At 64.9% G+C, this 13,402-nt stretch carries 12 protein-coding genes; 8 read left to right on the forward strand and 4 right to left on the reverse strand.

The features are described 5' to 3' along the window. Nucleotides 1-33: 33 nt before the first annotated feature. Nucleotides 34-735: a molybdate ABC transporter permease subunit gene (gene modB / locus C8J36_RS15705; protein WP_132536203.1), complete on the forward strand. Its 702-nt coding sequence runs from the start codon at nucleotides 34-36 to the stop codon at nucleotides 733-735. Then, nucleotides 732-1,805: a molybdenum ABC transporter ATP-binding protein gene (modC, locus tag C8J36_RS15710; RefSeq protein WP_132536205.1), complete on the forward strand. Its 1,074-nt coding sequence runs from the start codon at nucleotides 732-734 to the stop codon at nucleotides 1,803-1,805. Before modB ends, modC begins: the two co-directional genes overlap by 4 nt. Here modC and C8J36_RS15715 read toward each other — a convergent pair. Further along, nucleotides 1,780-2,166 carry a winged helix-turn-helix domain-containing protein gene (locus C8J36_RS15715; RefSeq protein ID WP_132536207.1) on the reverse strand — a complete coding sequence of 129 codons (387 nt, stop codon included), beginning with the start codon at nucleotides 2,164-2,166 and terminating at the stop codon, nucleotides 1,780-1,782. The two genes, modC and C8J36_RS15715, sit on opposite strands and share 26 nt — an antisense overlap. Before the next feature lie 104 nt (nucleotides 2,167-2,270). Next, nucleotides 2,271-3,155, reverse strand: coding sequence for a formyltetrahydrofolate deformylase (gene purU, locus C8J36_RS15720; protein ID WP_062595941.1), 885 nt, complete (start codon nucleotides 3,153-3,155; stop codon nucleotides 2,271-2,273). Nucleotides 3,156-3,500: 345 nt separating this feature from the next. Here purU and C8J36_RS15725 point away from each other — a divergent pair, with 345 nt between their 5' ends. Genes C8J36_RS15725 through C8J36_RS15735 form a run of 3 tightly spaced genes read left to right on the forward strand, consistent with a single transcriptional unit; the run spans nucleotide 3,501 to nucleotide 7,368 of the window. Further along, nucleotides 3,501-5,075 carry a flippase gene (locus C8J36_RS15725; protein ID WP_165915070.1) on the forward strand — a complete coding sequence of 525 codons (1,575 nt, stop codon included), beginning with the start codon at nucleotides 3,501-3,503 and terminating at the stop codon, nucleotides 5,073-5,075. Nucleotides 5,076-5,101: 26 nt separating this feature from the next. Next, complete coding sequence (locus tag C8J36_RS15730) at nucleotides 5,102-6,289, forward strand: glycosyltransferase family 4 protein (protein ID WP_132536336.1); 1,188 nt, start codon at nucleotides 5,102-5,104, stop codon at nucleotides 6,287-6,289. An 11-nt stretch (nucleotides 6,290-6,300) separates the two neighbouring features. Further along, nucleotides 6,301-7,368 (forward strand): glycoside hydrolase family 5 protein, encoded by a 1,068-nt coding sequence (locus tag C8J36_RS15735; RefSeq protein ID WP_132536211.1) that lies wholly within the window; start codon nucleotides 6,301-6,303, stop codon nucleotides 7,366-7,368. On the opposite strand, the gene C8J36_RS15740 is transcribed toward C8J36_RS15735, so the two are convergent. Together C8J36_RS15740 and C8J36_RS15745 are read right to left on the reverse strand one after the other, a co-directional pair. Further along, a complete protein-coding gene (locus tag C8J36_RS15740; RefSeq protein WP_132536213.1) occupies nucleotides 7,355-8,647 on the reverse strand; it encodes a UDP-phosphate alpha N-acetylglucosaminyltransferase in 1,293 nt (430 codons plus the stop codon). The genes C8J36_RS15735 and C8J36_RS15740 overlap by 14 nt on opposite strands. Beyond that, the gene (locus C8J36_RS15745; protein WP_165915071.1) at nucleotides 8,647-10,731 is read right to left on the reverse strand and encodes a GumC family protein; all 2,085 of its coding nucleotides are present in this window, start codon (nucleotides 10,729-10,731) and stop codon (nucleotides 8,647-8,649) included. The genes C8J36_RS15740 and C8J36_RS15745 overlap by 1 nt, the downstream gene beginning before the upstream one ends. A 324-nt stretch (nucleotides 10,732-11,055) precedes the next feature. Here C8J36_RS15745 and C8J36_RS15750 point away from each other — a divergent pair, with 324 nt between their 5' ends. From C8J36_RS15750 to C8J36_RS15760, 3 genes are read left to right on the forward strand one after another with little or no spacing between them, the layout of a single operon-like run. After that, nucleotides 11,056-11,304, forward strand: a complete 249-nt coding sequence (locus C8J36_RS15750; RefSeq protein ID WP_062595945.1) for an acyl carrier protein — start codon at nucleotides 11,056-11,058, stop codon at nucleotides 11,302-11,304. Then, the gene (locus C8J36_RS15755; RefSeq protein ID WP_132536217.1) at nucleotides 11,304-12,485 is read left to right on the forward strand and encodes an acyl-CoA dehydrogenase family protein; all 1,182 of its coding nucleotides are present in this window, start codon (nucleotides 11,304-11,306) and stop codon (nucleotides 12,483-12,485) included. Before C8J36_RS15750 ends, C8J36_RS15755 begins: the two co-directional genes overlap by 1 nt. A gap of 6 nt (nucleotides 12,486-12,491) precedes the next feature. Next, a complete protein-coding gene (locus C8J36_RS15760; RefSeq protein ID WP_132536219.1) occupies nucleotides 12,492-13,400 on the forward strand; it encodes an amino acid--[acyl-carrier-protein] ligase in 909 nt (302 codons plus the stop codon). Nucleotides 13,401-13,402: the final 2 nt, after the last annotated feature.

Below are 13,402 nucleotides of genomic sequence, written 5' to 3' on the forward strand. Positions count from 1 at the left end.
ACGGATTGCGCAGAGGGTGGAGGTTAATGCGACGTGGACTGGCTTGCCCTCAGCGATGCGGAATGGACGGCGATCCGGCTGAGCCTGAAGGTCTCGGCCGTCGCCATGCTCTCAAGCCTGCCTTTGGCTCTCGTGGCGGCAATGGCGCTCGCACGTGGCCGATTCTGGGGGCGCTCGCTCCTTAACGGTCTGGTGCACCTCCCCTTGATCCTGCCGCCGGTCGTCACGGGCTTTCTGCTGCTCATCCTGTTCGGACGGCGGGGGCCGGTCGGCGCTTTCCTCGAAACCTATACCGGCCTCGTCTTCTCCTTCCGCTGGACCGGGGCGGCGCTTGCCTGCGCGGTCATGGGATTTCCGTTGATGGTGCGCAGCATTCGCCTGTCGATCGAGGCGGTCGATGGACGCCTGGAGCAGGCCGCGGCCACGCTCGGCGCGTCGCCCGGCTGGGTCTTTGCCACCATCACCCTGCCACTGATCCTGCCGGGCATCATCGCCGGCATGATTCTTTCCTTCGCCAAGGCCATGGGCGAATTCGGCGCCACCATCACCTTCGTCTCCAACATTCCCGGGGAGACGCAGACGCTGTCCGCCGCCATCTATACGTTCACGCAGGTGCCGGGCGGCGATGGCGGCGCGCTTCGCCTGACGCTCGTCTCGGTCGTCATCTCCATGGCAGCGCTTCTCTTGTCGGAATGGCTCGCCACCGCCGCCGCCCGCAAGGTGGCCGGTGCATGACGCTCGATGTCTCCGTGCGCCAGCGGCTCGACGCCTTCTCGCTCGACATCGCCTTCTCCGCCGAAGGCGGCATCACCGCCCTTTTCGGGCGCTCGGGCTCGGGCAAGACCTCGCTGATCCGGATTGTCGCGGGCCTGATCCGTCCCGACGAAGGGCATGTGCGGCTCGACGGCGAAACCATCGTCGATACGGAAAGCCGGACGATGATCCCGCCCCATCGCCGCCGCTTCGGCACGGTGTTTCAGGAAGGCCGGCTGTTTCCGCACCTCAGCGTGCGGCAGAACCTGCTCTACGGGCGGTGGTTTTCCAACGTCTCGGCGGACACAGGCGACATCGAGCGCATCGTGGACCTTCTCGGCATCGCGCCGCTGCTCGCACGCCCAACCGCCAATCTTTCCGGTGGCGAGAAGCAGCGGGTGGCGATCGGCCGGGCACTGCTGGCGCGGCCGCGCCTGTTGCTGATGGACGAACCGCTCGCTGCCCTCGACGACGCGCGGAAAGCCGAGATCCTCCCTTATCTAGAACGCCTGCGCGACGAGACGGACATCCCGATCCTCTATGTCAGCCATTCCGTCGCGGAAGTGACGCAGCTCGCCGATCGCGTGCTGATGATCGAGAACGGCCGGCTGGCCGCAAGCGGCACGGCGTCGGACATGCTGAGCCTGCCGGGTTCGAGCGAGGCGATCAGCCGCCGCGAGGCCGGAACCATGATCGAGGCGATCGTCGCGTCCGAGCAAACCGATCCGAGGATCGTCAAGGTGGTCGCCGGCGGCCTGACGCTCTGGCTGGCCGGCACCGGGCGCAAAAGCGGACAACGCCTTCGCCTGCGGATCGCGGCCCGCGACATTCTGCTGGCCACCCGTCGCCCGGAAGGCCTGAGCGCGCTGAACATCATCGAGGGCATCATCACCGGCCTGGAGCTGTCCGGCCATGATCAGGTCGATGTCGCACTCGACTGCGCCGGCACGCGGCTGACGGCGCGCATCACCAGCGTCTCGGCCGAGATGCTCGGCCTTGTCCTGGGGATGACGGTTCACGCCGTGATCAAGACGGTTGCGCTGGATCCTTGAGCCCGGCGCAATGCGTCTCGAGCCAGGCGATATCCTCGGCCATGGCCGCGAGCGCCTTGTCCTCCATCGCCCGGAAACGCGCGATCAGCGCCTCGCCGAACGGCGTCACCGCCGCGCCGCCACCCTGTTTGCCCCCACGCTGGGAGGTCACGGCGTCGTCTTCGAACATCGCATTCACGGCATTGACCAGCAGCCAGGCGCGGCGATAGCTCATGTCCATGGCGCGCCCGGCGGCCGAGATCGACCCGGTGTCGCGGATATGTTCGAGAAGCGTGATCTTGCCGCGCCCCAGCCGCTCAAGCCCGGAGGGGCCCGGCAGATCGAGCCGGATGACGGGCCGTGGCGGCGATGTCTGGACCATGGATTATCCGTCGGGGTGTGGCAGCAAGACCGGAACGGCCCTCTTGTCCCCCGCATGGGAGCGCAAGGTGGCCACGGCTGTCAACCCGCCATCGCGAACGACCGTCAGCCCATCCGCTCGGATGCATAGGAGCCGGGACTTGCCGGAAACACGATGGTGCGGTTGCCGTTCATGAACACGCGGTGGTGGATATGGGCATGCACCGCGCGGGCGAGAACCTGGCTTTCCACGTCGCGCCCGATGGAGACGTAGTCGTCGGGCGACTGCGCATGCGTGATGCGGGCGATGTCCTGCTCGATGATCGGACCTTCGTCCAGGTCCTCGGTGACATAATGCGCCGTGGCGCCGATGAGCTTCACGCCGCGCTCGTAGGCCTGCTTGTAGGGATTGGCGCCCTTAAAGCTCGGCAGGAACGAGTGGTGGATGTTGATGATGCGGCCCGACATCTTCTTGCACACCGCATCGGACAGAACCTGCATATAGCGGGCAAGCACGATCAGTTCCGCATTCGATTGCTCGACGATGTCCATCAGCCGCGCCTCGGCCTCGACCTTGTTGTCCTTGGTCACCTTGATGTGATGGAAGGGAATGTCGTGATTGACGACCACCTTCTGGTATTCGAAATGGTTGGACACGACCCCGACGATCTCGACCGGCAGCGCGCCGATCTTCCAGCGGTAGAGAAGGTCGTTCAGACAATGTCCGAAACGCGACACCATCAGCAGCACCTTCATGCGCTTGGCGCTATCGTGGATCTGCCAAGTCATGGCAAAGGTTTCCGCGATCGGTCCAAACCCCTCCTGGATCGCCGCCTCGCTGACGCCCTCCTCGGAAATGAAGCTGACCCGCATGAAGAACAGGCCGGTCTGGAGATCGTCGAACTGGGAACTGTCAACGATATTGCAGCCTTGCGTGGACAGATACCCGGAGATCGCCGCAACGATGCCGCGGGTGGATTTGCAGCTGACGGTCAGCACATAGCTCTTCATGGGATGGGTCTCTCGCCTTTGCAGATCGCCGCGGACGCGCTCGTCCGTCAGGCTGCAAGCTACCGTGCTTGCGAACCCTCCGTCCATCCGCTTCGCGACATCCGCTAGCAGGAACCGGCCATCCGGTCACTCCCGGGCGTCGAACAGGCGAGACCACGCCGAAAATCGCGCACCATATCGGCCGAGGTTCCTTGTTAACGCGCCGGTTACCCTCTCTCGCACATGACGTGTGCTCTGCAGCATCCATTAGTCTTTGACCTCTACATCTGCGTAACGAACGACGAACCGCGCGCCGTGGACATGGCGGGATGCGGCTCGACCATGGCAATGACCCGGGAAGACCCAATGTCGACGGAAAAGCCCAAGCAGCAGCTATCGGTGAACTTCGCCATCAACGTCGCAGGCGCGATCGCGCCGATCGTGATCGCGCTGGTGACGGTGCCCATTCTCGTGCGCCATATCGGCGATGCCCGTTACGGCGTCATGTCGATCGTCTGGGTTCTGCTCGGTTATCTCGGCTTTCTCGACCTCGGCCTGTCGCGCGCCTCGACGAATGCCTTGTCGCGCCTTCCCTTTTCCGCCACGCAGGAACGCTCCGAGATCGTCGCGACCTCCTTCATCCTCAACATGGCGCTGGCAAGCCTCGGGGCCGTGCTCCTCTATTTCGCCGGCAATTTCCTGCTGCTCACCGTCTTCACCGTGCCGCCGGAGCTCGAGGCCGAAATCGCCACGGCGCTGCCGTTCATCGCCTGTCTCCTGCCGCTCGCTCTGATTTCCGGCTTCTCGATCGGCATCCTCGAATCGCGGGAGCGCTTCCTTTTGGCCAACGGGCTGCAGATCGGCGGCATGATCGTCGGGCAGGTCGTCCCGGTCCTCTGTGCCATCCTCATCTCGCCCGATCTCTCGGTCATCATTCCTGCCGCCGCCCTCTCCCGCGCGGCCTCCGTCGTCGTGGCGACGCTGATCGCGCTCTACACGGAGCAGGGCTTCCGTTTCGATAGGTTCCGGTTTGCGAAAGTCCGGTCCCTGATGAATTATGGCGGCTGGATCACGCTCTCCTCGATCATCCTGCCGGTTCTCAATACGCTCGACCAGATCATCATCGGCAAGACGCTCGGCGTCAGCGCCGTCACCTATTATTCGGTGCCGATGAACCTCGTAATGCGCAGCCAGGTCTTTACCAGCTCGCTTGCACGCACGCTGTTTCCGCGCCTGTCGAGCCTGCCGCGGGCAGAGGCCATCGCCATTTCCGAGCGTGCGATGATGGTCAGCGGCATCCTCTATGCCGGGCTCTGCGCGGCCGGCATCTTTCTCATGCGGCCCTTTCTCGACCTCTGGATGGGCCCGTCCTTCACGGCGATTGCCGGAACCGTCGCCGTCGTCCTCCTGATGGGCAGCTGGCCGAATGCCTTGACCTTCGCGCCCTTCACGCTGCTGCAGGGACAGGGTCGTCCCGACATGACGGCGAAGATCCATGTGGCGCAGATGGTGCCCTATGTCCTGCTGCTGGTGCTCCTGACGCACCAGTTCGGCATTCTCGGCGCCGCCATCGCCTTCCTCTGCCGCGGCTATGCCGATTGCAGCCTGCTCATTCTCTTCTCCCATATGCCCCGGCGCATTTTCCGCGCGCTTTTTCCGTCCGCGGTTCTGGTTGTCGCGGCGGGCGTGCTCCAGTTTGTTCTCGCCGGCTCGACCCCGGCGCTCTTCCTCGCCGCCTGCGTCAGCATGGTGATCGCGATCGTCCTCCTGCGCCTTCAGGAACGGGAGGTCTTCGCCCAGACGCTGGCGGTCGCGATGGGCGCATGGAACCGACGCCGGTCTGCGGGCTCTGCGGTGCCCGTGACCAGTCCCTCGATCGTCGGGCGCACCTTTCCGCCTGCGGTCGGCGCGCCGCAGACCGTCGAAAAGCAGGGAGCCTGACGGTGGCGACGCGACAGAGCAGCGATATGACGCCGCATGGCCAGAAACCCCTGATCGTTCAGGTCGTGCGCCAGTTCCTGCCCAATCGCGGCGGCCTCGAAGACGTCGTCGCCAATCTCTGCCATTCGCTGCCGGAGCGCGGCTTCCGCGTGCGCGTCGTCACCTGCGACAGCCTGTTCTCCGAACCCGAGCGCGGCCGGCTGCCCCACCAGGAGACCATCGACGGCATCGAGATCGTCCGCATTCCCTGGCGCGGTTCCCCCCGATATCCGGTCGCACCCGCCATTTTCCGGCATCTGCGCGACGCCGATCTCGTCCATGTCCACGCCATCGACTTCTTTTTCGATGCCCTCTCCTGGGCGCGCGTCCTTCACCGTCGCCCGATGGTCGCAACCACCCATGGCGGCTTCTTTCACACCAAGTCCTTTTCAGCTCTGAAGAAAACCTGGTTCAACACCGTCACGCGCGGCTCGGCCCAGGGCTATGCCGAGATCATCGGCTGCAGCGAGGCGGATATGCGCACCTTCGAGCCGATCGCCGGAAGCCGCGTCCGCCTCATCGAGAACGGCGTGGATATCGCCAAGTTCGAGGATGCCGCGTGCCGCGTGCCGACGCGCCGGCTCGTCACCATCGGTCGCTTCTCCGCCAATAAACGCCTCCCCTTGCTGATCGAACTGACGGCCGCGCTGAAGGCCCGCCACCCGGACTGGAGCCTCGACATCATCGGTGTTCCCTCCGACCTCACCGTCGACATGCTGCAGGCCGAGGCGCGCAGGCAGGGCGTCGAGACGGCCGTGACCCTCCACAAGGGCCTCACCAATCCCGAGATCCGCGCGCGTCTTGCAGAGGCTTCCCTGTTCGTCTCGGCCTCCGACTATGAAGGCTTCGGCCTTGTGGCCGTCGAGGCCATGAGCGCCGGGCTGCTTCCGGTGCTCAACGCAAACGCCGCCTTCACCGATCTGGCGGGGCGGCATACGGAGTTGTCGCTCAGCGACTTCGCCGACATCTCGGCCACCGCCGACGCTCTGGAAGCGGCCTACGCCCGCCTGGAAACGCGCGGCGACGCACTTCGGGCCGATCTGATGTCTGCCGCCAGAGCCTATGGCTGGAATGCCGTGGCCGATCGCTATTGCGACGTCTATCGCTCGGTGCTCGGCCTTGCCGCGGCACCCCGCCCTGCCCTATCGTTCGACGCGACCGCCCCTGCCCGATAAGGACTGACATCATGCAATCGACACGGTCCTTCACCGGACGCGCCGCCCGTCTGCTCGCGCTGACAGCCTGCCTCTCGACCGGCGTCCAGCCGGCCCTTGCCGGCTGCTTCAACGGCGTCAATATTGCAGGCGCCGAATTCGGCACCATCCCCGGCACCTTCGGCAAGGAATACACCTACCCGTCCAAGGAAACGATCGACTATTTCGCCGGCAAGGGCTTCAACACCGTCCGCCTTCCGTTTCGCTGGGAGCGCATCCAGCGCCGGCTGAACGGCCCGCTCGACACCGGGGAACTCGCCCGTCTCAAGGAGAGCGTCGAGGCGATGCGCGCACACGGGCAGACCGTCATTCTCGACCTGCACAACTACGCCCGCTACAACGAAAAGATCGTCGGCACGAAGGACGTGCCGCAGGCAGCGCTCGCCGATGTCTGGTCGCGTCTCGCCAAGGTCTTCGCCAATCAGAAAGGCGTGGTCTTCGGGCTGATGAACGAACCCTTCGACATGCCCCCCACCGCCTGGCTGCCGCCGGCCAATGCCGCCATTGCCGCGATCCGCAAGACGGGCGCGAAGAACCTCGTGCTGGTGCCCGGCGTCTCCTGGACGGGCGCGCATAGCTGGCAGGTGGACATCGGCGGCTCCTCCAATGCCTCGACCATGATCAAGGTCAGGGATACGGCAAACAATATGGCGTTCGAGGTGCACCAGTATCTCGACGGCGACTTCTCCGGCACGAAAGACGATTGCCCGCGCGGTGACGACGCGGTCGCCGCCCTGCGCTCCATGACCGACTGGTTCCGCGCCAACAAGACGCGTGGCTTTTTGGGCGAATTCGGCGGATCGGCGACATCGGACTGCATGATCGGGCTGGCCCGCATGGTCGACGTGATGGCGGAGGCGAAGGACGTCTGGATCGGCTGGACCTACTGGGCAGCCGGCGACTGGTGGTCGCCGGACGAACCGTTGAACGTTCAGCCGACCGAAACCGGCGACAGGCTGCAGTTGCGAGCCCTGACGACGCGCAAACTCGCCCGCGAGGAGGACTCCTGCCCGGCGCTCGACGCCTTCAAGCCGCGCTGAGATCGCGCCCGGCTGACGAGGCGTCTCGCGGCTTGCGCCCGAGTGCGGCCTCGTCGAGAACCGAAATGGTGCCGAACAGGAACCACAGCAGGCCCGCTGTCTTGATGGAATAGCCGCTGTCGCTGATGATCATCAGCAGCAGCAGGTACACGATGACCATGCCGTGGAAGATGCGGGCCCTGCCGCTCTTCAGCGGCGCGAAGACGAGCAGTCCCCACAGCCCCATGAAGCCGAACAGGCCGAACTTCGTGAGTGTGTAGGCAAGACCCGAATCCGCCGTGAACTGCGTCGTCGTCTGGGCGCCGAACACCACGCGCAGATCAAGCGAGGTCAGGAGATGCGCCGTGACCTGAAACCGCCCGCCAATATCGTTCGGCCCGCCCTGCGTTCCCGACTGAATGCCGTAATAGGCCAGCACCGACAGCATGATGAACGGCAGGACATACCATGCGAGACGCGGCATGAAGCGGTAGACAGGCAGAAGCAGCGTCATGAGGATGCAGGTGTAGAGCCCGAACCGCGCATCTCCGAGGGCGATCACCGTCAGGGCGAGAAACAGCGTCACGAACCGCAGGCGCATGTTTGGCCGGAACAGGCACCAGCCATAGACGATCGCCCCGAAATTTCCGACCGACACGGGCTCGAGGAACACCGAGGACACCCGGTGCATGCCGAGGAACGGCAGGATGGTGCGCGCGCTCGGCCGCATGCCGCTGATGAAGAGCCCGGTCGTCTGTCCGTAGAGCTGATCGACCGTGACGCTGCCGCGGGCGAGGTAATAGCCGATGACGTTGAAGAAGGAGATGTAGACGTCGAGCGCCATATATTCGAACAGACCGACAGCGACCACGATGGCGGCCGAAGTGAAGACCAGCCGGTCGGCGAGCCTGAGGTCGTGCAGCGTCCGGCCGGCGAAATAGAAGCCGATCGGAATGAGGATATCGCGCACGGCCTTGAGGTCGGGCTGGCCGCGCATGGTGAACAGGAAAAGCATGTAGGAGATGAAGACGGCGAGCAGCATGTAGGGCGCCGTGCGCCGCCCCAGCGCGACGATGAAGACGCAGCCGATAAGCACCATTTCCGACATCATCACATGTCCGTCCGACACCCGCATCACGCGCGTATTGACGAGACAGAGAAGCGCGTTGAAGACGAGACCGCCAATGACGCTAAAGGCCGCAAGACGCGCATAGAGGCCCCGCCAGGCATCATCGTCCGCTGCTGCCAGGCCGCGGACCGGCAAGGCGTATCGGGCCGAGACGTCCTGCAGGACGCTCATCAGGCCGCAGCCTCGACGATGACGGCGCCGACGAGCTTGGTCTTCCACGGCCCGAGCGATTGCGCGAGATCCTTCAGATCGGAGCGACCGACGCGTCCGGGCCGGATGACGATGGCGATCGCATCGCTGTCCTTCACGAAGGCCATCAGCCGCGCGGCATTTTCCTCTCCCGTCGCGTCGATGACCGAAAAATCGGCCGGCGCAGGCCGGACGGCCGCCGACAGGAGAGAACCGGACGCGCGACTGCGCTGACGCGGCATGGCGTGGCGATCGAGGCGGCGATAGCCGACGCTCTCGAATGCCGGCACGCCGCTTGTCTGCATCCGCTGCAACGTGCCGGCCAGCGGTGAGGACGCGGAGACGGACGCGGCAGCCAGATCGACCGCGGCACCCGTCGCGGCGAGCGCGAGCGCGATATCGCCGACCAGCGTCTCGTCCGGCTTTTCCAGGCCCGGCGACAGAAACACGATTCGGGCGGGCACGGCGGCAACGGCATCGGTCAAGACATAGGCTGCGCGCGTAACGCCGGCTTCGCGCTGGCGTTCGGCGGCATGCGATCGGGCAGCCGCCCGACCCGAAATCGGCAAGCGCCCGCGCATCCGCGCGAACAGACCGCGCCCGCGGCGGGACCGGCTGGCATCCCAGGCGTCGTCGTCAGCCGGCCCGGCTTTCAGCGTCTGACGCGGGGCGATGCGCGCGATGACCGGAACGCCGAGCATGTCGACGATCTGACGATCGGAGGTCACGCGGCCATCGAGCATCTCCAGCCCGACGGCGATGGCCGAGCCTGCGGCAGCCCCGAACAGGACGCCGGCGATGGCCACCAGCAAAGCGGAGGCGCGCGTCGTCTTCGTCGGCGGCAAAGCTTCCGAGATGATGCGCGAATTGCCCGAACCGATGTCGTATTGGCGGCTCAATTCTTCCGACCGCGTCAGGAAGGACGTGTAGACGCCGCGGATCGCGTCCGCCTCGCTCTGGAGCTGGGCCAGCGTCGTGCGCGCGTCGCCGCTGTCGCCATTGGCATTGCGAAGCGCGGCAAAACGCGTTTCGAGCGCCGCGACATTGGCCTTGCTGCGCTCGAACGTATTGCGCACCGAGTCCTGCACCCGCTTCAGCTCCGACTCCAGTGCCCGGCGCATGCTTTCGGCCTGTGCCTGCGCGGTCAGAAGCTGGGGATGACGGCTGCCGAGGCTGGTCTGCAGCTCGGCCAGCCGGTCGAGCGTCTGTGCATAGCGCGTCCGCAACGTCGTGACCGAGGTCTGCTGGAGCGCTTCGGGGATCGCACCCGAGGCGAGATCCCCGGTGGTGAGAGCCCGCACCTGATTGTAGTTGATCTGCTGTTGTTCCAGCGCCGCGCGCGCGCTGCCGAGCTGCTGCGTGACATCCTCGAGCTGCTGGTCCGTCACCAGACCCTTTTCGCCGGTACTGATCAGCCCGTTCTGTGTGCGGAACTTGACGACCCTGTCCTCGGCTTCGAGCAGCCGCTTGCGCAGCGCCTCGGCCTCGACCTGCAGGCTCATGCTGGCCTTGAGGCTCTTGTCGGACCCGATCTTGTTCGCCTTGTCGAGGTAGATCGCGGACACGGTGTTGGCGATCTCGGCGGCGCGGTCCGCATTCGGATGCTGGGCCGTGATGGTGAAGACCAGCGACTGGTCGGCCCGCGTGATGATGAGGTTCTGCGCCAGCGCCGCAGCCGCGCCGGCTGCGGCCGCTTCGTCGGAGCCGGGGCCCGGAGGAGACCGCCCGAGAATTCGCCCGATCAGGCCGGCCTTTGCCTGGAAGAAGGGATCGTTCTTGAGCTCGAGCTTGCGCGCGGCTTCCGAGAGAACGCTGAAGGATTGCATGACATAGATCTGGCTGTCGATCGCCTGCTGCGCCTGCGCGGGTGCAGCCGTGTCGCCGGCGGACTGGCCGACGGCGGCAAGCCGCTCGGGGTCGAGCAGGATCTGCGTGGAAGCGCGAAACACGGCCGGCTGGCTCAATACGAAGGCAAAGCCCAGGCCGCCGAAGATCAACGCCGTCACGATGACGATGCCGATGCGGCGCATCACGATCGACGGAAGTTGAAAGACATCGATGTCCATAGGGCTTCCATTCCACGCCAGGTTGCGGCGAACACGCTTGGTCGAGACGTGCCGGGTCCAAGACGGCCGGTGATCCACCCGCACGAGGGTCTCCGTCCTGAGATTTGACAGCTTATAGTTAACAAGCCCTGAACGCGGGCACTGGCATTCTGGCGAAGCACTGCAATTGCAGGGGCTTAAGCGTGCAGGTCCACTGGTCGCGCCATATGAGACCCTGCTTGAGGAAACTTTAGCTATATTCCTTAGCCCGTTTTTAGCCCACAACCAGTAAGTCTGCATCACCACAGCCGAATGCCCCAAGCCGCGCTGAGAAGGAGCGATGCCATGAAGACCCAAATCCGAGAGATGCTTGCCCAATATGCCTCGCTGCCATCGGCAGCCGATCTGGACGACGACGCGGACCTCTACGCGGCCGGCATGTCGTCGCATGGCTCCGTCCAGCTGATGCTGGCGCTGGAAGACACGTTCGACATCGAGTTTCCCGACAACCTGCTGAACCGCCGGTCCTTTTCCACCATCACGATCATCGAGCAGACGGTCACCCAGCTGGTCGCCGGGAAAGAAGCCGCCTGATGGACGTCTCCCTCACCGCTCAAGGATCGACGCTGCTGGAGCGCGCGCGCCGCGTGGCGGGCATCGCCGGCCAGCACGCAGACGACGTGGACCGCAATGCCCGCTTCCCGCGCGAAGCCGTCGATGCTCTGGTTTCGGAACGGCTCCTGTCGATCCAGATCCCCATCGAACTGGGCGGTGAGGGCGCGACGACCGCGCAGATCGCGGAAGCCTGCACCGTTCTCGGCCAGGCCTGCGCCGCCTCTGCCATGATCTTCGCCATGCACCACATCAAGCTGTCGAGCCTCGTGTCCCACGGCATCGACAGCCCCTGGCATCAGAGCTTCATGCGCCGCATCGTCGATGAACAGCTTCTCATCGCCTCGGCGACGACGGAAGGCGGCATCGGCGGCAACATGCGCAATTCGATCTGCGCCATCGAAATCGACGGCGATAGCTGCCGGCTCGAGAAGGATGCGACGGTCATTTCCTACGGCCGCCACGCCGACGCGATCCTCATCACCTCCCGCGCCCATCCGGATGCCGTCACCACCGACCAGGTCATGACGGTCTTCACGAAAGACCAGTACACGCTGGAGCGGACCAACGAGTGGGACACGCTCGGCATGCGCGGCACCTGTTCGGAAGGCTACCTTTTCAAAGGTGTCGCTCCGAAGGAGCAGATTTTGCCGAAGCCCTTCGCCGAGATTGCGGCGCAGTCGATGCTGGCAAGCTCGCACCTGCTCTGGGGCGGCGTCTGGTATGGCATCGCCGTCAACGCCATGACCCGGGCACAGGCCTTCGTTCGCGCCGCAGCCCGCAAGAGCCCCGGCCAGACACCGCCCGGCGCACTCCATCTCGCGGAGGCGTCGAGCCTCCTGCAACAGGTCCGCGCCAACGTCACCGCCGGCCTGGCCCGCTACGAGGCGGCCCTCGTCGAGCCGGAGCTGCTCTCCTCCATGGGATTCTCCGTCGCGATGAACAACGTCAAGCTCGCCGTCTCCAAGACCGTGCCCGAGATCATCGACCACGCCATGCAGATCACCGGCATCATGGGCTACAAGAACGGCACCCCGTTCTCGCTCGGACGCCACCTGCGCGACGCCCAGTCTGCGCAGCTGATGATTTCCAACGACCGCATTCTCGCCAACACGTCGAACATGCTTCTCGTCAACAAGATCGAAACCAACCTTCTGGGGTAACGGACCATGGATATGCAGCTTTCCTTGCTTGACCGGCTGTTCGCGGCCGGCCTCCTCATCGATACCGGTGTCGATGGGCTCTACGGCCGCAGCGGCGTATTCGAAGACGTCATCACCCGCTTCGAAGCCGTCATCGACGGTCTCGGCGGCGTCGACAAGCCGGAGGCGATCCGCTTCCCGCCCGGCATGAACCGCGCCCATTTCGAAGGCTCGGGCTACATGAAGAGCTTTCCGCAGCTGGCCGGCACCATCCATTCCTTTTGCGGTTGCGAGCTCGACCATGTCAGCCTGCTCACCTGCATGGAGGAAGGCAAGGACTGGACCGGACAGCAGCAGGCGACCGATATCGTCCTGACGCCCGCCGCCTGCTATCCCCTTTACCCGACGATCGCCAAGCGCGGCGCCCTGCCGGCCGGCGGCGGTCTGTTCGACCTGCAGTCCTATTGCTTCCGTCATGAGCCCTCGAAAGAGCCAACCCGCATGCAGCTGTTCCGCATGCGCGAATATGTTCGCATGGGCAAGCCCGCGGATGTCGTCGCCTTCCGCCAGGATTGGATGGAGCGCGGCACCAAGCTGATGGAATCGGTCGGCCTGCCCGTCGAGATCGACGTCGCCAACGATCCCTTCTTCGGTCGCGCCGGGAAAATGTACAAGAACAACCAGCGCAACCAGAACCTCAAGTTCGAGCTGCTGATCCCCGTCAACGCCAATGCCGGCCCGACCGCCTGCATGAGCTTCAACTACCATCAGGATCATTTCGGCAAGACCTGGGGCCTGACGACGGCAGACGGCGAAACGGCGCATACCGCCTGCGTCGGCTTCGGTCTCGAGCGTATCGCGCTCGCTCTGTTCAAGCATCACGGCCTCGACGTCAACGAATGGCCGGCGGACGTCCGCAAGACGCTCTGGGGCTGATC

Source organism: Rhizobium sp. PP-F2F-G48 (assembly GCF_004342335.1).
GTDB lineage: Bacteria > Pseudomonadota > Alphaproteobacteria > Rhizobiales > Rhizobiaceae > Ferranicluibacter.

Bases quoted from the DNA above. Each gene is read 5' to 3' on its own strand.
- C8J36_RS15745 (WP_165915071.1), bottom strand. From the start codon at position 10,731: ATGGACATCGATGTCTTTCAACTTCCGTCGATCGTGATGCGCCGCATC.
- C8J36_RS15735 (WP_132536211.1), top strand. From the start codon at position 6,301: ATGCAATCGACACGGTCCTTCACCGGACGCGCCGCCCGTCTGCTCGCG.
- C8J36_RS15755 (WP_132536217.1), top strand. From the start codon at position 11,304: ATGGACGTCTCCCTCACCGCTCAAGGATCGACGCTGCTGGAGCGCGCG.
- C8J36_RS15730 (WP_132536336.1), top strand. From the start codon at position 5,102: ATGACGCCGCATGGCCAGAAACCCCTGATCGTTCAGGTCGTGCGCCAG.
- C8J36_RS15725 (WP_165915070.1), top strand. From the start codon at position 3,501: ATGTCGACGGAAAAGCCCAAGCAGCAGCTATCGGTGAACTTCGCCATC.
- C8J36_RS15715 (WP_132536207.1), bottom strand. From the start codon at position 2,166: ATGGTCCAGACATCGCCGCCACGGCCCGTCATCCGGCTCGATCTGCCG.
- C8J36_RS15760 (WP_132536219.1), top strand. From the start codon at position 12,492: ATGGATATGCAGCTTTCCTTGCTTGACCGGCTGTTCGCGGCCGGCCTC.
- modC (WP_132536205.1), top strand. From the start codon at position 732: ATGACGCTCGATGTCTCCGTGCGCCAGCGGCTCGACGCCTTCTCGCTC.
- C8J36_RS15740 (WP_132536213.1), bottom strand. From the start codon at position 8,647: ATGAGCGTCCTGCAGGACGTCTCGGCCCGATACGCCTTGCCGGTCCGC.
- C8J36_RS15750 (WP_062595945.1), top strand. From the start codon at position 11,056: ATGAAGACCCAAATCCGAGAGATGCTTGCCCAATATGCCTCGCTGCCA.
- purU (WP_062595941.1), bottom strand. From the start codon at position 3,155: ATGAAGAGCTATGTGCTGACCGTCAGCTGCAAATCCACCCGCGGCATC.